The organism is Hymenobacter glacieicola, assembly GCF_014640315.1.
Classification (GTDB): domain Bacteria; phylum Bacteroidota; class Bacteroidia; order Cytophagales; family Hymenobacteraceae; genus Hymenobacter; species Hymenobacter glacieicola.
Window position 1 is genome coordinate 443,848 of sequence record NZ_BMGS01000005.1, and the last position, 17,469, is coordinate 461,316.

The 17,469-nt window shown below is 56.4% G+C and carries 16 protein-coding genes and 1 tRNA gene; 14 read left to right on the plus strand and 3 right to left on the minus strand.

Annotated features, from left to right (window positions below; translation table 11 throughout):
* Window positions 1–9 precede the first annotated feature (9 nt).
* On the plus strand, window positions 10–468 hold the full coding sequence (locus IEW18_RS11925) for a hypothetical protein (protein WP_188558074.1): 459 nt from the start codon (window positions 10–12) through the stop codon (window positions 466–468).
* Window positions 469–677: 209 nt separating this feature from the next.
* Here IEW18_RS11925 and IEW18_RS11930 read toward each other — a convergent pair whose 3' ends face one another.
* Entirely contained in the window at window positions 678–2,108 is a 1,431-nt protein-coding gene (locus tag IEW18_RS11930) for a DEAD/DEAH box helicase (protein WP_188558075.1), read from the minus strand.
* Window positions 2,109–2,374: 266 nt separating this feature from the next.
* Here IEW18_RS11930 and IEW18_RS11935 point away from each other — a divergent pair.
* From IEW18_RS11935 to IEW18_RS11945, 3 genes are all read left to right on the plus strand, one after another.
* Window positions 2,375–2,448, plus strand: a tRNA-His gene (locus IEW18_RS11935).
* Between the two features lie 160 nt (window positions 2,449–2,608).
* Window positions 2,609–3,544: a PfkB family carbohydrate kinase gene (locus tag IEW18_RS11940; protein ID WP_188558076.1), complete on the plus strand. Its 936-nt coding sequence runs from the start codon at window positions 2,609–2,611 to the stop codon at window positions 3,542–3,544.
* A gap of 134 nt (window positions 3,545–3,678) precedes the next feature.
* The gene (locus IEW18_RS11945) at window positions 3,679–3,948 is read left to right on the plus strand and encodes a hypothetical protein (RefSeq protein ID WP_188558077.1); all 270 of its coding nucleotides are present in this window, start codon (window positions 3,679–3,681) and stop codon (window positions 3,946–3,948) included.
* A gap of 79 nt (window positions 3,949–4,027) precedes the next feature.
* Here the strand turns inward: IEW18_RS11945 and IEW18_RS11950 are convergent, their stop codons facing one another.
* Window positions 4,028–4,834 (minus strand): hypothetical protein, encoded by an 807-nt coding sequence (locus tag IEW18_RS11950; protein WP_188558078.1) that lies wholly within the window; start codon window positions 4,832–4,834, stop codon window positions 4,028–4,030.
* A 187-nt stretch (window positions 4,835–5,021) separates the two neighbouring features.
* Window positions 5,022–6,755 carry a M61 family metallopeptidase gene (locus IEW18_RS11955; RefSeq protein WP_188558079.1) on the minus strand — a complete coding sequence of 578 codons (1,734 nt, stop codon included), beginning with the start codon at window positions 6,753–6,755 and terminating at the stop codon, window positions 5,022–5,024.
* Window positions 6,756–6,990: 235 nt separating this feature from the next.
* Here IEW18_RS11955 and rpmH point away from each other — a divergent pair, with 235 nt between their 5' ends.
* From rpmH to IEW18_RS12005, 10 genes are all read left to right on the plus strand, one after another.
* Window positions 6,991–7,149 carry a 50S ribosomal protein L34 gene (rpmH, locus tag IEW18_RS11960; protein ID WP_088845492.1) on the plus strand — a complete coding sequence of 53 codons (159 nt, stop codon included), beginning with the start codon at window positions 6,991–6,993 and terminating at the stop codon, window positions 7,147–7,149.
* Window positions 7,150–7,195: 46 nt separating this feature from the next.
* Window positions 7,196–7,621 carry a ribonuclease P protein component gene (locus tag IEW18_RS11965; protein WP_188558080.1) on the plus strand — a complete coding sequence of 142 codons (426 nt, stop codon included), beginning with the start codon at window positions 7,196–7,198 and terminating at the stop codon, window positions 7,619–7,621.
* A 94-nt stretch (window positions 7,622–7,715) separates the two neighbouring features.
* The gene (locus tag IEW18_RS11970) at window positions 7,716–9,425 is read left to right on the plus strand and encodes a S41 family peptidase (RefSeq protein WP_188558081.1); all 1,710 of its coding nucleotides are present in this window, start codon (window positions 7,716–7,718) and stop codon (window positions 9,423–9,425) included.
* A 73-nt stretch (window positions 9,426–9,498) separates the two neighbouring features.
* Window positions 9,499–10,059 carry a hypothetical protein gene (locus IEW18_RS11975; protein WP_188558082.1) on the plus strand — a complete coding sequence of 187 codons (561 nt, stop codon included), beginning with the start codon at window positions 9,499–9,501 and terminating at the stop codon, window positions 10,057–10,059.
* Window positions 10,060–10,092: 33 nt separating this feature from the next.
* Entirely contained in the window at window positions 10,093–10,800 is a 708-nt protein-coding gene (gene tsaB / locus IEW18_RS11980; RefSeq protein WP_188558083.1) for a tRNA (adenosine(37)-N6)-threonylcarbamoyltransferase complex dimerization subunit type 1 TsaB, read from the plus strand.
* Window positions 10,801–10,870: 70 nt separating this feature from the next.
* Entirely contained in the window at window positions 10,871–11,380 is a 510-nt protein-coding gene (locus tag IEW18_RS11985; RefSeq protein WP_188558084.1) for a DUF2480 family protein, read from the plus strand.
* Window positions 11,381–11,694: 314 nt separating this feature from the next.
* Window positions 11,695–13,032 (plus strand): APC family permease, encoded by a 1,338-nt coding sequence (locus tag IEW18_RS11990; protein WP_188558085.1) that lies wholly within the window; start codon window positions 11,695–11,697, stop codon window positions 13,030–13,032.
* Window positions 13,033–13,050: 18 nt separating this feature from the next.
* Window positions 13,051–13,890, plus strand: coding sequence for an ion transporter (locus tag IEW18_RS11995; protein ID WP_188558086.1), 840 nt, complete (start codon window positions 13,051–13,053; stop codon window positions 13,888–13,890).
* A 59-nt stretch (window positions 13,891–13,949) separates the two neighbouring features.
* Entirely contained in the window at window positions 13,950–15,155 is a 1,206-nt protein-coding gene (locus tag IEW18_RS12000) for a hypothetical protein (protein ID WP_188558087.1), read from the plus strand.
* 120 nt (window positions 15,156–15,275) lie between these two features.
* Window positions 15,276–16,571, plus strand: a complete 1,296-nt coding sequence (locus IEW18_RS12005) for a serine hydrolase (RefSeq protein ID WP_188558088.1) — start codon at window positions 15,276–15,278, stop codon at window positions 16,569–16,571.
* Window positions 16,572–17,469 lie beyond the last annotated feature (898 nt).

Here is a 17,469-nt window from a genome sequence, read left to right on the forward strand (position 1 = left end):
AGTACCACTGTGCTGCCTGTTCTGCTCAAATACGCTTCCGTTTTTGCCATTGGCATGTTCAAGTTCGTGGCGGCGCCCATTGCCGGGGTAGCCGCCGGCTTGCAACCCGGGCTGATCTGGGGACTGTCGGTGGCCGGCATGATGACGACGGTAGTGCTTATTTCCGGCTTGGGGCGGGCCTGGGCCTTGCACCAACGCCGCCGACGCGAGGAAAAGGGCAAACCCCTGTTCAACCGTCGCACCCGCACCATTGTGCGCATTTACCGGCGCTTCGGCATGGTAGGCATTGCCTTTCTAACGCCCATTCTATTTAGTCCCGTGGGGGGAACCGTTATTGCCACCCAACTGCACGTACCCCGCTGGCGTATTCTGGTGCACATGCTCTGGAGTGCCGCCTTGTGGGGCATTACGTTCACCCTACTGGCCGTCAAATTCAGCCACCTCCCCATCTTCGACCACTACCGGTAGCGGCGAGTTGGGGAGGTAGTGATTCAGCAACTGGTAGCATGGCTCCGCGCCGCTCGTCGTCACAGCAGTCTTTACTAGATACCCAATAAAGCGCCAAGCCCTTAACGTATGGCAACGTTAAGGGCTTGGTGCTTTTCAAGGGGTAGCACTTCGTAAAGGACGGATGGCCGCGCTTCGCTTATTATGCTACCACTCACTAAATCACCGAATTACTTACTGCGGCGGCTGCGCGCACGACCCTGGGCGGCGCGGAAGGCTTTGGAGGAGTGGGACGAGGCTTTGCCTTTAGAAGGGTTGGCTTTCTTACCCTTTTGGCTGCGGTTTGGGCCGGCTACAAACTCGCGGCCCGTGCGCTTATCAATCGTGACGCCGGGCTTGATCCACTCCTTGCGCTCATGGAAGGCTCCTTTGAAGTTGGGGTCCTCCCGCTTGCGGCGCTCATCTTTTTCCCGGTCCATGCCTTGCTGCTCCTCGAAGGAGGTTTTGGCAATAACTACTTCGGGCGGAATGGGCAACACCGGAATCTGCTGCCGAATCAGCTCCTCGATTTTATGCATGTGGTGCATTTCCGCCTCGTTGGCGAAGGTAATGGCGGCGCCCGTGTGCTGGGCGCGGCCGGTGCGGCCAATGCGGTGCACGTAGTCGTCGTACACCAGCGGCACGTCGAAATTGATTACGTGGCTTACCTGCGGCACATCAATGCCGCGGGCGGCCACATCAGTAGCTACCAGAAACCGAATATCTCCGGCCTTGAAAGCCTCCATGGCGTTGATGCGCACATTCTGGCCCTTGTTGCCGTGAATGGCACGTACTTCCCCGTGCGCCTTGCGCTGCAGGAAGCTGGCTACGTTCTCGGCGTGCTCCTTGGTGCGGGTAAAAATCATGACCCGGTTAAAGGTGTCCCAGTCCAGGAACAGGTACTCCAGCAGGTTGATTTTGGTGAGCAGGTTGGGTACCTCGTACAAGCTCTGGGTTACGTTCTGGGCCGACGTGGCCGCAGGCGTTACCTCCACCCGCACCGGAAACTCCAGGAATTCTTCGCTCAGAGTCGTCACCTTCTCGGGCATGGTAGCCGAGAACAGCACGTTCTGCCGTTTGCGCGGAATAATCTCCAAAATGCGCCGAATCTGAGGCATGAAGCCCATGTCCATCATCTTGTCGGCTTCGTCCAGCACCAGGGTTTTCAGCTCCTTTAGCACTAGGTCGCCGCGCAGATAGATTTCCATCAGGCGGCCGGGGGTAGCAATCAGAATATCCACGCCCTGGGCAATGGTTTCGATTTGCGTTTTTGGCCCCAAACCTCCGTAAATAGCAAAAATGCGCAGGTCGGTGTACGTGGCCAGCTTCTGCAGGTGGGCCTCCAGCTGCATAGCCAGCTCCCGGGTGGGGGCCAGCACCAATGCCCGCGGATGAATGCCCTGGGCATACTTCACCTTCATCAGCAAGGGTAGGCCGAAGGCGGCGGTTTTACCCGTACCCGTTTGGGCAATGCCCAGCACATCGTGGCCGGCCAGCAGCAACGGAATCGTCTGCTCCTGCACGGGGGTGGGGTGCTCAAAGCCTGCTTCCGCCACGGCGGTCAGGAGCTGCTTGTTGAGCTTAAAGTCGGCAAAGGAAACGGGCTGCGGCGTATCAGACATGGCAAAAGCGTATTACGAACCGCAAAGGTACGGGGAATCCGGGCGGTGGGAACGTGGCGCGGCGGTCAGGCCCCAGAAATAGGGTAGGCCCGGAAGCATCAGCAAGTAGGCTGGCCCGCCGCCGGGTACCCGTGGGGTGGTGGTTTAGGCAAGCCACACCGGGGAGGCTGCTGGCCCGTCACTTCTAGGTCAGAGAGAAAAAAACTCGCCCAATCGTTTGCAAATAACCCGCTAGCCCCTACTTTTGTGTCACAATACCCAACACGGTAGATATAGCTCAGCTGGTTAGAGCGTCGGATTGTGATTCCGAAGGTCGTGGGTTCGAGCCCCATTATTTACCCACCGTCAAAAAAAGGTCTCTCCGCTACGGTAGAGACCTTTTTTATTTGTCCAGTCGGCTCACTTCGGGTTGTTTTTGCCGAGTTGCGGAAGGATTTCGGCTTACGCAGCGTTGCAGAGCAGTAATAATAGTACATGAACCACTTTTCCCCCTCTGATTTATGAGTCTGGTTGTTATCGGCACGGTGGCCTTCGACGCCCTGGAAACGCCCTTCGGCAAAACCGACAAAATTGTAGGTGGCGCTGCCACGTACATTGGCCTATCGGCCTCCTACTCCGTGAAGCCCGTGAAGGTAGTAGCCGTAGTTGGCGACGATTTTCCGCAGTCGGATATTCTCCTGCTCCAGGAGCACGGCGTAGATACCGAAGGCCTGCAGATCAAGCAAGGAGAGAAGTCGTTTTTCTGGTCGGGTAAGTATTCCAACGACCTGAACTCGCGCGAGACCCTGGTGACGGAACTAAACGTGCTGGCTGATTTCGACCCCGTTATTCCGGATTCTTACCAGGACTGCAAGTACCTGATGCTGGGCAACCTCACGCCCCAGATTCAGCGCCTCGTCATTCAGCGCCTCGTGAACCGGCCCAAACTCATTGTGATGGACACGATGAATTTCTGGATGGATGTGGCCATGGACGAGCTGAAAACCACCATCGAAATGGTGGACGTGCTCAGCATCAACGACGAGGAAGCGCGGCAGCTGTCTGGCGTGCATTCCCTGGTGAAAGCGGCCAAAATCATCATGGCCATGGGGCCAAAGTACCTCATCATCAAGAAGGGTGAGCACGGCGCGTTGCTGTTCCACAAAAACAAGGTGTTCTACGCGCCGGCCTTGCCGCTGGAAGAAGTGTTCGACCCAACCGGCGCCGGCGACACCTTCGCGGGAGGCTTCATCGGCCACTTGGCCGCTACCGACGACATCAGCTTCGACAATATGAAGCGTGCCGTGATTCACGGCTCGGCCATGGCGTCGTTCTGCGTGGAAAAATTCGGTACGGAGCGCCTGCTGAATCTGACCACCGAGGAAATTGAAGCCCGCGAGCAGCAGTTTGCTGACTTAGTAGCGGTAATTCCTACTTCGGCTGTACAAACTGCTTAAAAGCAGCCTTTTCTGAGCGGCCCTGTGCGCTACTGGTTTAGCCAGAGCGGCACGGGGCCGTTTGCTTTTGGCAACCTTGTAGAAAGCAACAGGGTAAAAGAGAATACATTTCTCATCCTTAAGCCTCTACTGCCATGTCTAAGCATAAAAAAGATTCCCCGGTTTCGAATCAGAAAAGCGACTCGGCTATGGGCCCCGACGCCCTGCAGCATGCTCCTTCCGTCGACCCCGACACGCGTGGTAGCGGTACGCAGGTACAGAACGATAACCAGAATGGTCTCAACGAGGCAGGCAACCACACCAGAAGTAATGCCCCCGGCGGCGGCGACAGTGAGCAGGAGCGGACTACGCAGGCCAACAAGCCCCGCCACAACCCGAACCCTAGCCAACAAAAGCAGAAGTAAATAGTACTCTACAACTTAACAGGCCTCTCTGATTCATTTCAGAGAGGCCTGTTAGCGTATAATCAATCGGTAGTACGGGCTAAGGAATAACCTTGAGCCGCACCACGCGTGTGTCTACGTCACCTTTGTCGAAGAAGTCCTGCTCAAAGAGGATAGTTTTATTATCAAGCCAGCGAGGTTGAGTACAGCCCCATTCTGTTTGCCGCTCCCAGAGCAAGTGGGGCACACCATCGTTCATAGACCAGAGTTGCAGGCCACTAGGCTCGAAGCGGGCAAGGACATCGGAATTGCCGCACACAAAATGCTGCCCATCCGGCGCAATAACGGGAGGGGCCATCAGTTGGGTACGGTGCCCCGTGCGCTGATCGATGAGCATGTAGTAGCCACCTTCGTAAAGGTGCACCGATACCAGCCATTGCTTTATTTCGGGAAGGGTAGCCAGGTATTCGTAAGTGATATTGTGCTCATCTTCCACGGGGTTGCTTACCAAGCGAACTTCCCGGCTGGCGGTAGGCCGCAAGAATAACACCCGACCTTTGCGGAATACTCGCGGCCCGGCTTTCAGCAGTCGGCGCTTCTCCTCGGCGGCAAAGTCCAGAAAAGATTCCTCTTCCGCAGCCGAAGCCGCTTGCGGCAGTACCCAGTGCGGGCTCGGCAGGCGTTCGTACACGGGCCGCGCCGCCGGATAGATGCGCAGTACCCGGCCCGGCACCTGCACCAACGTATCCAGATGCTCTAAGCGGTAGATGCGCGGGGGCTTGGGCGCGGGCAGTGGAGGCACTGCAATGCCCGGGCGCGGCTTCTCAGCCGGTTGCATCCGCAGTGAACAAGCCGGCAAAGCCATGGCTAGCGGCAACACGGCCGCCACGGTACGAAACCGAAACATGATAGGGGTAGGCTTGATTCGAAATGCGCGACTTCTGGTGGACAAAGAGCGAAAAGGAAAACGCATGCAGGGAGTTCCGCAAATCACTGATTATGCGAAATATTCTGGGGTAAAAAACGCAGGAGCTGCGTAGGGGAGCAAGTGAAAATCTGATTTTGCCGGGGGAATATTTCGAGATGGAGCCACCCTAATAATCCTGTTTCAGCCACTGCTTAAAGCTAGCCTGCTGCTCAGGGGTAGGGGCGGCCAGCTTCTCTACCGTTACCTTCTGCCAGTACCGGTGGGCCGAGTCGGCTACCAGGGGCACAGTAAGCAGGCGGTTTTGCCGGAATACGGTGATTTCGTGGTGGTCGGCACCGTCACTAAGCAGATTTTGCAGATTCATATCCACCCGCCGGCCGTTAACGGCGATAATTTCGTCGTCTACGGTCAGGCTCAGGGCCGCAGGTGAGTCTGGCAGGATGTCAGTTACTTCAGTGCGCTCGTTCTTTACTACCGTCCGGAAGCCGTAGGTGCCTTCCGAAACCGACACGTTCTCGTCGAGGCGAAGGCGGCAACCCACAAAGCCCAGCACCCGGTTCAGAGGCTCCTCCAGCGGGGCCGTGCCGTAAATGAACTTGTCGAAGTACGCCTGCATGTCGCGCCCGGCAACTTCCTTCACGATGCGTAGGTAGTCTTCCTCGGTGTAGCCCACGCCGGTTTTGCCGAACTCTTCCCACAGCCGCCGCATCACGTCATCGAGGCTGCGTTTGTGGCCGGAAAGCTGGCGCAAAGTTAAATCGAGCAGCAAGGCCACCAGCGCCCCCTTGTGGTACACCGATACTTTGCGGTCAGGTATGCCGGGCTTATAGCCGTCGAGCCACAGGTCCATGCTGGCATCGGCTACAGAAAGGTGGTAGCGGCCGTAATCGTCGTAGTGCTTGCGCAGCACCGTGTTCAGCTCCTGGAGATATTGCTCAGGGGTGCGGACGCCGGCGCGGGCCAGCAAGTACTCGCCGTAGTAGGTCGTAATGCCTTCTGCTATAAAGCAGGTGCGGAAGTAGTTTTCTCGGGCGTAATCGTAAGGCTGCATCTCGGCCGGTCGGATGCTCTTGATGTTCCAGGCGTGAAACAGCTCGTGGCAGCTTACCCCCAGAAACTCCTTGTAGAGTCCCTCGGACATCAGCAGCTCGGCCGGCCCTAGGGTAATAACCGTGGAATTCAGGTGTTCTACCCCATGGTAGTGCTTGTAGGGCAGAATCTGGTTTAGGAAGTGGTAGTCCTGGGCCGGAAACGAGCCGAACAACGCCAACTGCTCGGCGCTAAAAGCCCGGAAATCTTCCACCACGCGCGTCCAGTCCACCGGGCAGTCGCCCTGAATCCAGATGTAAAAGGGTAGGCCGTTTACCTCGTAGTTGCGGTACTGCAGGGTAGGGCTGGCAATGAGCGGCGAGTCGGCTAAATGGTCGAAGCTCTGGGCCTGCAAGGTGTTGGGGCCACTTTGGGGCAGGCCGCAAGCAATCTGCCAGCCCTCGGGCAACTCCAGCAGCAGCTGGCAGGTTTCCTGCTGGCGGCCTTCCACGTACATAAAGCCCTGGACGGGATTCAGATACAGCTGGCTTTCATCAAGCCAGGAACCGCCGGCGTCCATCTGGTGGGCGTAAAAGTTGTAGCGTACCCGCACGGTGCGGCCGGCAGCTCCGGCTACCTGCCACCGGTCCTTGGTGATTTTGCGGGAAGTCAGGGCCTCGCCGGAGGCGGCATCCTCGATTACTACGTGCTGAAGCTTCTGGGCAAAGTTCTGCAGTTCATACCGTCCGGGCCGCCACGCCGGCAGCTGTAGTTCTAACTCGGAAGTAGCGTCATTGGCTACTTCAAAGGTCATCTGAATCTGAACGTAGAAGGTAAGCGGGTTCTCGAACGAGACGTGGTAGTGAATCATGGAAGCGCGGACGGCAGCAAGGGCCGGTAAACCTGAACGTAAAGCTACGAATTTGCGGGGCGGATACCCGTGGTTTTCATACGGCTGCGGGCGGAAAACAACCAGCATTCTATGACGGCGTTTCCGGTAAAATCCACATAGTCAGAAAGGAAAAAGCACGGTAAAGCATTGTCTTTTCCAATCTAACCCCTTACCTTTGCCGGCCTTACCTGTTACTGAGTCACTTAACAATACCATGAAACGTACTTTTCAGCCCTCGCAGCGCAAGCGCCGCAACAAGCACGGATTCCGCTCGCGCATGGAGTCCGCTAACGGCCGCAGCGTAATCGCTCGTCGTCGTGCCAAAGGCCGCAAGCGCCTGACTGTATCCGACGAAGGTCGTCATAAGCGCTAAGCCGCTGCCGGCTTCTGTGCAGTCGCCGCTCTCTGAGCCTGAGTCCATGGATTCAACGCCGGGCGTGCGCTCCTATTCGTTTCCGAAAGAAGAACATCTGTGCCGCAAGAAGCTCATTGAAGAGCTTTTCGGCCGGGGTTCTTCTTTTGGTTTATACCCCTTGCGGCTGATTTGGCTGCCCACCGAAACGCCTACGTTGGCGCCCCCGCAGGTGCTGGTGAGCGTGAGCAAGCGCAGCTTTAAGCGCGCCGTTGACCGTAACTACCTCAAGCGCCTGCTGCGCGAGGCCTATCGGCTCAACAAATACCGGCTGCTAGAGGCCGCCGGCGGCCACCGCCTCGACCGGCTGGCCATTATCTACACGGGTAAGGAAAAAAAGCCTTTCACGCTGGTTGAAAAAAAATTAATTTCAGGGCTAGAGCGTTTGCTCACCGAAGCCGGTGCAACTCCCCCGCGAGTCGCCGGTTCTTAGGTACAAATGACTCGTCATCCGGTTGTTCTTCTTGGAACAGGAAACCGGGAGCGAGGCACACTGTAGGGTCGTTTAGTTGATTTCAGCCCCGTTTATGCGTAAAAAATCCTTGGCAGCCGTAGCCTTGCTCGGTGGGGCTGCCCTACTCGTATCTTTCCGCTCGGCTTCCGATAATGAGCGGTATTTCGAAATCGCCAAAAACCTCGACATCTTCGCCACCCTCTTTAAAGAGGTCAACACGTACTATGTAGACGAGGTGCCGCCGGCCAAGCTGGTGAAAACCGGGATTGATGCCATGCTCAAATCCCTGGACCCCTACACCAACTACATTCCCGAGGACGATATTGAGGACTTCCGTACCATGACCACCGGCCAGTACGGCGGAATTGGGGCCGTAGTCGTGAAGCGCAACGGCCGGACGGTGGTGCAGGCGGCGTATGAGGGCTACCCCGCCCAGAAGGCCGGTTTGCTGCCTGGTGACGAGATTTTGAGCATCAACGGCGTGACGGTGGAGAAAAAGTCCAACTCCGACATCAGCAAGCTGCTCAAGGGGCAGGCCAACTCCCAGGTAAAGCTGATGGTGACGCGCTACGGCCAGGAGGCGCCCGTGGAAGTCAACATCACGCGCGACAAAATTCAGGTGGACAATGTGCCGTACTACGGCATGCTGACGCCCGAAATCGGCTACTTCCAGCTGTCGGGTTTCACCGTGGACGCGGGCAAGGAGGTACGGCTGGCCGTGGCTAAGCTCAAGGAGCAAGGAGCCAAAAAGCTCGTCTTCGACATCCGGGACAACCCCGGCGGCTTGCTCAACGAGGCCGTTAATATCTCCAACCTGTTCGTGGACAAGGGTAAGGATATCGTGAGTACCAAGGGCAAAGTTTCTGACTGGAACAAGACCTACAAAGCCCTGGATGCGCCCCTGGACACCCAGATTCCAATTGTGGTTATTACCAGCAACCGCTCGGCTTCGGCTTCAGAAATTGTTTCGGGTGTGTTGCAGGATTACGACCGGGCCGTGCTGGTCGGGGAGCGGACTTTTGGCAAGGGCCTGGTGCAGGCCACCCGGCCCCTGAGCTACAACTCGCAACTGAAAGTAACCACCGCTAAATATTACATTCCCAGCGGCCGGTGCATTCAGGAAATCGACTATAGCCACCGCGCTGATGATGGCACTTTGGGTAAAGTGCCCGACTCCTTGCGCACGGCCTTCAAAACCGTAGCCGGCCGTACCGTGTACGACGGCGGCGGGGTAGCACCCGACGTGGAAGTGCAGGACCGTGAAATTGCGGACATCACCCGCGTGTTGCTCCAGAAAAGCTACCTCTTTGACTACGCCACCCGCTACCGCGCCGAGCACCCGACCATTGCCGCCGCGCGCCAGTTCAAGCTCACCGACGCCGACTACCAGAAGTTCACGGACTACCTCAAGGGCAAGGATATTAGCTACAGCACCGACGCGGAAAAAGCCCTGGCCGACCTCACTAAAAAAGTGAAGGAGGAAAAGCACTACGAGGACGTGAAAACCGAGCTGGAAGGCATGCGCAAAAAGGTGACAACTAACAAGGCCAACGACCTGATGCGCTTCAAGCCGGAAATCCGGGAACTGCTGGAGCAGGAAATTGTGTCGCGCTACTACTTTCAAAAGGGCAGCGTGGAAGCCAGCTTCGACGACGACCCCAACATCCTGATGGCAATGAACGTGCTCAACGACCAGACGCGGTACTCCGCTCTTCTCAAGCCTGGCACCGTAGAAGCTAAAACCCGTCCTGAGGCCAAACGCAGTACGGCCGGCGGCAAGTAAGACACTCTATGCAATTGAAAATAGAAAAAGCAGCCTCATCTTGAGGCTGCTTTTTCTATTTATACTTAAGTAAATGAATGACGTGGTGCTACGTGCTAAGCATTGGCAGGTATTTATGTTCTTACTTGTTCCTCATTTTTTGTCTTGGTACACTGAAGACGGCTTTCTAAGTGGCATACTGGGGTTTTTGTGTGCCTTTTGCTTAATCACGTGGCTGATATTACAGTCAAATGAACTGATGCGGCTTCGTCCCGAGCAGGATGGCTATAATATGAACTGGTTTCTGGTTGATGCCTTCCTAATGCTTAGCGCATATGGCTACAGTACGGCTACCGAAGATCCTCACTTTCATATTTCAGGAACAAATTGGCATGCCGATGGAGTCGGTGGGTTCGTCTTCTTGTATGTGGTCTTCGCCTACTTACACATTCATTGGTTTCCCGGCTCTCTGCTTTATGCCAGCCAAACCGGTCGCCGCCCTGATGCTGCCCAAGCTGTCAAAGGATTTTTGCTCTGCTTTTTCTGGCCAATAGGCGTTTGGTTTATACAGCCCCGCTTAAATAAGCTGTGGGAAGAGAAACAGTGGGAAGAGCGTGCGGTGAGGCAGATTGGCACTGATGAAAAAGTACTGTGATACGCTTCCCGGGAGCCGCCTTACCTTTGCCTCATGCCTACCCTGCTGCTCTCCCTTGAAACATCCTCGCCGGTTTGCTCCGTGGCCTTGCACCGCGTGGCGGACGGAAAACTGGTCGGGCAATCGGAACTCCGACTGGAAAAGTCGCACTCCTCGCACCTAAGCGTGTTGGTGAACCAGCTGCTGGAAAATACCTTGCATACCCTGCAGGACGTAGCAGCGGTGGCCGTTTCCGACGGGCCGGGCTCCTATACCGGGCTGCGCATTGGGGCGGCGGCGGCCAAAGGCCTGTGTTATGCCCTGGATATTCCGCTGCTGGCCGTAAGTACCCTGCAAAGTCTGGCGCACCAGGTCGCAAGTGGTACTGCCCGGCCCGAGCAATACCTGTACTGCCCCATGTTGGATGCCCGCCGGATGGAGGTGTACACGGCCCTCTACCGCCACGATGGCACGCAGGTGCTGGCGCCTACCCCTCTGGTGCTGGAGGAAACTACGCTGGCCGAACATTTAGCCCACCACTCGTTGTTATGCTTTGGTAGCGGAGCCACCAAGTTTCAACCGCTGGTGGTCGACAATGCGCAGGCTAGTTTCCTACCGGGCGTTGAGCCCTCGGCCATAGCAGTCGGAGCCCTGGGGGTGGCGGCTTATCAGCGGCAGGAATTTCAGAGCGTGGCGTACTACGAGCCGTTTTACCTCAAGGAAGTCTACACCACAACTCCCAAGAACAAACCCGGTCTGTAGGGGTTTCGCTACTCTGATACCCCAAGAGGAAAAGACACCTTACTAATTCGCTGCTGCGGCGGCGCTGAGCATGGAAGAATTTATTAACCGCGTGGCGCAAAGCGCCCTTACTACCCTTAACCTCGAGGAGTTCATCCATCCGGGGGAGCGGGTAGTATATGACATCAAGGAAAACCTGTTTCATGGACTGATGCTGCGGGAAAAGGATTTCCGCGAGTTCATCAAAACCCACGACTGGAGCCAGTACGACGGAAAAAACGTAGCCATTATCTGCTCGGCCGACGCCATTGTGCCTACTTGGGCCTACATGCTGCTCGCCACTAAGCTGCAGAAGCACGCCCACCGCTACGTGTTTGGCAACCTCGAAGCCTTGGAGCAGGAGCTATTCCACGAGGCCATTGCCGCCATCGACGTGGAGCAGTACCACGACGCGAAGGTGGTAGTGAAAGGCTGCGGCGAAAAACCCGTCCCGACCTACGCCTACGTGGCCATCATGCAGAAGCTGCTCCCTGTGGTTAGCAGCGTGATGTACGGGGAGCCATGCAGTACCGTACCGCTGTACAAGCGCCCGAAAGTATAGTTTCAATTCCAGCTGAGCAGTCTGCTCGGCCACTTACCCTTTCCCGAAACAGCTCACGTGCCAGGCACGTGAGCTGTTTTCATGTATATCTCCACCTATTCGGCCCAGTGATATAGAGGTAAGAACAAGCGACGTCTCAACGGAAGTGGTGACTGCTCGTGCGGCGGTAGAAGTTGCGCGTGTTGACGCGTTCCGAATCCCCGGCAAGGGTAGTACAGCAGAAGGCGGCGGCAGTTGAGAAAGAGGGTAAAACCCAGGTTGCCGACGAATGCAGGAGGCACATTGTGCATCTTTGGCTTCTTAACCCCGCTCTCATGTCTGCACCTATTGCTTCTGATCCGTACAAAATCAGCGTTCTAACGGGTATTGCCATTGTAGTGGCCAGCATGGTGGGCACCGGCGTATTTACCAGCCTCGGGTTTCAGGTGCTGGATATCAAGAGTGGCTTTGCCTTGCTGATGCTGTGGGCGGTAGGCGGCATTATTGCCTTGTGCGGGGCCCTGAGCTACGGCGAACTGGCTGCCGCCATGCCCCGCTCCGGCGGCGAATACCACTACCTCTCGCGCATTTACCATCCGGCACTCGGGTTTCTCTCGGGCTGGGTTTCGGCCACGGTGGGGTTTGCCGCGCCTACCGCCTTGGCGGCTATGGCTCTGGGCCGCTACGCCCAAAGCGTGTGGCCGACGGTTTCTCCTGCCGCCTTGTCGGTAGCGGTAGTGCTTGGGCTGGCGGCAGTGCACGTAGCCAGCCGCCGGGCCGGCAGCCGCTTGCAGGTAATCATCACGACCATTAAGGTGCTGGTATTGGTGGGATTTATCGGAGTTGGTTTGGTGGTAGCCCAGCCCCAGCCCCTGCACTTTGTACCTCGTGGGGCCGCCGACTGGCAGCAGCTTTTGAGTCCGGCCTTTGCCGTATCGTTGGTGTATGTATCCTACGCCTATTCAGGCTGGAACGCGGCTGTTTACCTCACGGGTGAAGTTGCGCAGCCCCAGCGGAACCTGCCCCGCATTCTGCTGCTCGGCACCAGCCTCGTACTCCTTTTATATGTAGGGCTGAATTTTGTGTTCCTCTACTCAACGCCCCTAGCCAAAATCAGCGGCCAGTTAGAAGTTGGTTTCGTGGTGGCCAGCCACTTGTTCGGAAACACCGCGGGCCGGCTAATGGGCGGGGCCATTGCTATTTTGCTAGTATCTACGGTTAGCTCCATGATATTCGCTGGCCCGCGCATCGTGCAGGTGATGGGGGAGGACCTGCCGGCTCTCCGGCCGCTGGCTCGGCTAAGTTCGGCCGGCATTCCGGTGCGCGCTACCCTGTTTCAAACCGCCCTAACTGTCCTTTTCATTTTGACGGCCACTTTTGAGCAGGTATTGCTATACGCCGGCTTTGTTTTGAGCCTGTTTACGTTCCTGACGGTGCTGGGCCTGTTCATTCTGCGCTGGCGCCAACCGGCGTTGCCCCGCCCGTACCGGGCCTGGGGTTACCCCTTCACACCGCTGCTGTTTCTGCTGCTCAACGGCTGGACGCTGCGCTTCATTGCCCAACGCAATCCTCAGGAAACAATGTACGGAGTAGCCACCTTGGCCCTGGGGCTGGGGCTATACTTCCTGGGAAAGCGCTTCTCAACTCAACCCCAGACTACCCCTCAACCGTAGCCTGAGTTTTCGCACGGTATGGAAACACGCCCGCCCCAAGCCGCCGTCAGCTGGAAGCAAAAAGCCTACAGCATCATCTTCGAATCGGATACGCCTGCGGGGCGAGCCTTCGATATTGCGCTGCTGTGGGCTATTCTGCTCAGTGTAGTGGTAGTGATGCTTGAGAGCGTGCGCAGCATCAATGCCGCGTATGGGCCCTACCTCCGGGCGGTGGAGTGGGGCTTCACCGTGCTGTTTTTAATCGAGTACATTGCCCGCTTGGTGGTAGTACGGCGTCCCCTTACTTACGCCCTGAGCCTGCTGGGCATCATTGATTTTCTGTCCATTGCGCCCACTTTAATCAGTTTGGTGCTGCCGGGAAGCCAATACCTGCTCACCATTCGCACGTTGCGGCTGCTGCGCGTATTCCGCATTTTCAAGCTGGGCCGCTTTGTAGGCGAGGGTGAGTTTATCGTGCGCGCCCTCAAAGCCAGCCGCTATAAGATTCTGGTGTTCCTGACGGCCGTCCTGACGCTGGTTGTCGTCATAGGCACCCTCATGTACGTGGTAGAAGGAGGCCAAAATGGCTTTACCAGCATTCCGAAAAGCATTTACTGGGCCATCGTCACGCTGACAACCGTCGGCTACGGCGACATTTCGCCGGTTACGGTGCTGGGGCAAAGTCTGGCTTCCGTGCTCATGATACTGGGCTACGCCATTATTGCCGTCCCTACTGGCATTGTTTCGGCCCAGATGGCTACGCCCACCGTTCCAGCCTCCGCGCCACCCGCTTTCAAACAGGTTATCTGCCACGTGTGCCAGGCCACGGAACACCGGCCCGAAGCGGAGTACTGCTGGCGGTGCGGAGAGAAGCTCTAAGCGGTAGAAAGCTCCGGCCTACATTTTCTACCTTTCGGGCCTTTCCAACTCCAACACCTATGCGTTTTTCCGTCGTCCGGCTTGTCATGCCGGTTATGCTGGCCTTCTTGGCATCCTGCTCCGATAAAAAACCGGCCACCACCGAGCAGCCTGCGGCTACCCCCACCGATACGGTTGCAACCAGACCCGCGGCCACGCCCAAGCCCGCCGCCCCCGATACTTCCGCTACCCACGACGTAGCCGCTTACCTTGCGGGCCTACCCACTAGCCGCTCCGGTAGCTTACTGCCCCTCACGGCTCAGCCCGCCTGGCAGACCTACGCCGCCGACGCCGCCAAGAGCTGGACCAATTACCACACCACCCGCACCGCCAAAATTGAGGCCTGGGCCCAAACGGAGCTGGACTCAGTACGGGCTACCAGCCCCACTATATTTTACCCTTTTAGCGGCCCTGATTTCCTAAACGTCACGACGATGTTTCCCGGCAGCCAGACCTACGTGCTGATGGGGCTGGAGCCCGTCGGGACGGTGCCGCGGCCGGCCACCCTGGAAAATCCCAAGCTGTTTACGGCCCTGAAAGCCTCGCTCTGGTCGGTGCTTAACTTCAGTTTCTTCCGTACGAATGATATGGCTGTTGACCTGAAGTCAGTGGAGCTGGATGGAGCCTTGCCATTACTAATGCTGTTCGCCACGCGCACCAACCATCAGGTAGAAGCCGTGCGCTACATCCAACTTACCCCGGAGGGCGAGGTGGTAGAGGCCGATACCGCTACCATCCGTCGGCCCGGCCTGAAAGTAGTGCCCGGCGTAGAAGTGCAGTTGCGCACCGCTCAGGGCCAGCAGAAAAAGGTAGTGTATCTCTCCGCTGACCTCAGCGACTGGAAGCTGGGGGTTACCAAAGAAGCTGCTCTCAAGTACGTGCAGACGCTGGGGCCGCTAACCACCTACGTTAAGTCGGCTACCTATCTGATGCATAAGCCCTACTTCAGCAAAGTCCGCAACCTGATTTTAACGCGCAGTAACTACGTGCTGCAGGACGATTCGGGCATTGCCATGAAGTACTTCCGTCCCGCTGCGGATTGGCAGTTCACCTTCTACGGAGCCTACAAGCGTCCCATCAACCTCTTCGCCAAGCACTACCAGCCCGAACTGACGGCCGCTTACGCCGATTCGACCAACCGCCCGCGCCCCCTACCATTCGGTACGGGCTACAACTGGCGCCAAAACGATTCCAACCTTTTGCTGGCCCACCGGGCCGTCCAGTAGCAAGTTGTTGATGCTATAACAGGTGAGGCGTATCTGCGTAATATGGCTCGCCTGTTGCATTAAAGCAAACAGAATAGCTAGTAGCCGAGGTAGGGTAGGGGCCTTTGGCTACCTTATGATATGATGCATCTGGTTTTCATTTCTGTAATAGCTACCCTGCTGAGCTCTCTCTGGGTTCGTAGTCCACATGCACCACGGCCAGAGCCAAGTAAACCGCGCGTTCCTGATAGCCAACTGCTGGATAGCTTGCTGCATTCCGACTCGCGCCTGTTGCCGGTGGTGCAGCGCGCGGCCACCCACGAATTGCAAATCATCTACACGCAGATCAACCGCGACGCCCAGCAGCGGCCGCATTTCGTGCAGCATACCTTTCGCCTTGATGCCCGGCAATATTTCAATCCGGCCAGTCTAGTAAAACTGCCCACCGCCGTCCTCGCCCTCGAAAAGCTACGGCAACTGCAGCAACCCGGCTTGTCTCGTCGCTCCCCCATGGCTACCGGCGTGAGCTTCCGCTGCCAGACGGCCGCTCCTTATATAGTGTCTCCTGATTCTGACCGCGTCAATACCGTCGGCAACTACATCAAGCGGATGCTACTGGTAAGTGACAATCAAGCCTACAATCGGCTATATGAGTTTCTGGGACAAGGCCCGCTTAACGCTCGTCTCCGCCAGTTAGGATATCCTGATGCCCGTATTGTCCGCCGCTTTGCCCCCTGTGATACCACAGCCAACCGGTACACGAACCCTATCCAGTTCCGAAGTCCATCTACAAACCAAGTGTGCTACCAGCAGCCTGCCGCAGTTAACCGGATTTCCTTGATGCATCCACTGGGCCGTGTTACGAAGGGGCGTGCCTATCAGGCCGGAGGCCGCATCATCCCGCAGCCATTCGATTTTACTACTGCCAATTATCTGCCGTTGCAAAACGTTACGGATATGCTTAGAACCATCTTGTTCCCCAACGCAGTAGCGGCCCACCAACGCTTCCAGCTTACTGCTGCCGATTATGCCTTTCTGCGCTACTACCTCCACCACACGCCTCACAGCTCTGGCTATACCACTTACAAAGGAGCAAGCTATTTCGACGCGTATAAGAAGTACCTCTACTATGGTCGCGATAAAAAGGCTACGGTCCGCCCAGACTTACATATTTATAATGTAGTTGGGATGTCACATGGCTACCTAGCTGACGTTGCTTACTTTGCTGACGCCACCCACCAGACCGAATTTATGCTCAGTGCTGTTCTGTATGTTAACCAGGATGGGATAATTAATGATGGCGCGTACGAATATGAGTCCATCGGTCTACCCTTTCTAAAAGCACTTGGCCAAGTGATCAGCCAATATGAGGCTACCCGTACACGGCCAGTACACCCTTCTTTACAGGATGCTTTTCTTCAGGAACAGGTTAAATAAGCTTTACTGTTAAAAAGTAATGAAAGAGCACGGTTGCCAAGTAATTGATAATCTGATTCGAAGCAGCCTGAGATGAAATAGCAGGACAAGCTTCAACGGAAAAAGGTGAGGCTAGGTTTGGAGATTCCACTTCTATGCTGCACTTTTGCACTCCCAAACCGAAACGCGGTGGGGCCAAGCAGAGCACGCGGTGCGACTCACGCTGGGTACTCGGTTGCCACTTGCTCTAGTGCGGAGAGACTCACAAAAAAAGTTTTGCACGGGGCTTGCACAGGTGCCACACGGAGTGCTACCTTTGCACCCCGATTCAGCCGGAAGCGGACAGGAAGAGACGAAAAACTTTCGTTGCTTCCTTGCAAAAGACAACTACCAGGTAGTACCTTTGCAGCCCGCTTCTAGCCGAGAAACGGGCTAAGGAGAACAAGGGAGAGGAAAACACGAAAAAAAGTTTTCTGCCCTGGAACTTGGAAAGTGCAACACCAGTTCCTACCTTTGCGGCCCGCTTCAATCGGAAGCTGATCAGCAACAAAAGAAAGCGGCTCGCTTGAAAAAAAGTTTTCTCAGCGGGTTGCGAATTGAAAAAAGAGTGTTACCTTTGCAACCCGCTTCGATCGGAAAGTGCTAGTAAGGACCACACTTCGCCTCTTTCGGGAGGCACACGGTTAGGCCCAGTAGGGGTGTAACACACGTTCTTTGAATGATTGGAAAAGACAACAAATAGGTAGGCGACTCGCCTGCTTCGCTTCCTTCGGGAAGAGACACACCGTGAGTCGCCTTAACTAAGTGTACAAGAAGACAGAGCACCACAGCTCGTCAAGAGTACGAGTCGGATTAGCACTTGACATCAGCTCACCTTCGGGTGAGCGTAGAGAAATCTTACAATGGAGAGTTTGATCCT

Coding starts and splice junctions, on each gene's coding strand:
- IEW18_RS11965 (WP_188558080.1), top strand. CDS start 7,196: ATGGATTCAACGCCGGGCGTGCGCTCCTATTCGTTTCCGAAAGAAGAA.
- IEW18_RS11945 (WP_188558077.1), top strand. CDS start 3,679: ATGTCTAAGCATAAAAAAGATTCCCCGGTTTCGAATCAGAAAAGCGAC.
- IEW18_RS11970 (WP_188558081.1), top strand. CDS start 7,716: ATGCGTAAAAAATCCTTGGCAGCCGTAGCCTTGCTCGGTGGGGCTGCC.
- IEW18_RS11950 (WP_188558078.1), bottom strand. CDS start 4,834: ATGTTTCGGTTTCGTACCGTGGCGGCCGTGTTGCCGCTAGCCATGGCT.
- IEW18_RS11975 (WP_188558082.1), top strand. CDS start 9,499: ATGAATGACGTGGTGCTACGTGCTAAGCATTGGCAGGTATTTATGTTC.
- IEW18_RS11940 (WP_188558076.1), top strand. CDS start 2,609: ATGAGTCTGGTTGTTATCGGCACGGTGGCCTTCGACGCCCTGGAAACG.
- IEW18_RS12000 (WP_188558087.1), top strand. CDS start 13,950: ATGCGTTTTTCCGTCGTCCGGCTTGTCATGCCGGTTATGCTGGCCTTC.
- IEW18_RS11955 (WP_188558079.1), bottom strand. CDS start 6,755: ATGATTCACTACCACGTCTCGTTCGAGAACCCGCTTACCTTCTACGTT.
- rpmH (WP_088845492.1), top strand. CDS start 6,991: ATGAAACGTACTTTTCAGCCCTCGCAGCGCAAGCGCCGCAACAAGCAC.
- IEW18_RS11995 (WP_188558086.1), top strand. CDS start 13,051: ATGGAAACACGCCCGCCCCAAGCCGCCGTCAGCTGGAAGCAAAAAGCC.
- IEW18_RS11990 (WP_188558085.1), top strand. CDS start 11,695: ATGTCTGCACCTATTGCTTCTGATCCGTACAAAATCAGCGTTCTAACG.
- IEW18_RS11985 (WP_188558084.1), top strand. CDS start 10,871: ATGGAAGAATTTATTAACCGCGTGGCGCAAAGCGCCCTTACTACCCTT.
- IEW18_RS11930 (WP_188558075.1), bottom strand. CDS start 2,108: ATGTCTGATACGCCGCAGCCCGTTTCCTTTGCCGACTTTAAGCTCAAC.
- tsaB (WP_188558083.1), top strand. CDS start 10,093: ATGCCTACCCTGCTGCTCTCCCTTGAAACATCCTCGCCGGTTTGCTCC.
- IEW18_RS12005 (WP_188558088.1), top strand. CDS start 15,276: ATGATGCATCTGGTTTTCATTTCTGTAATAGCTACCCTGCTGAGCTCT.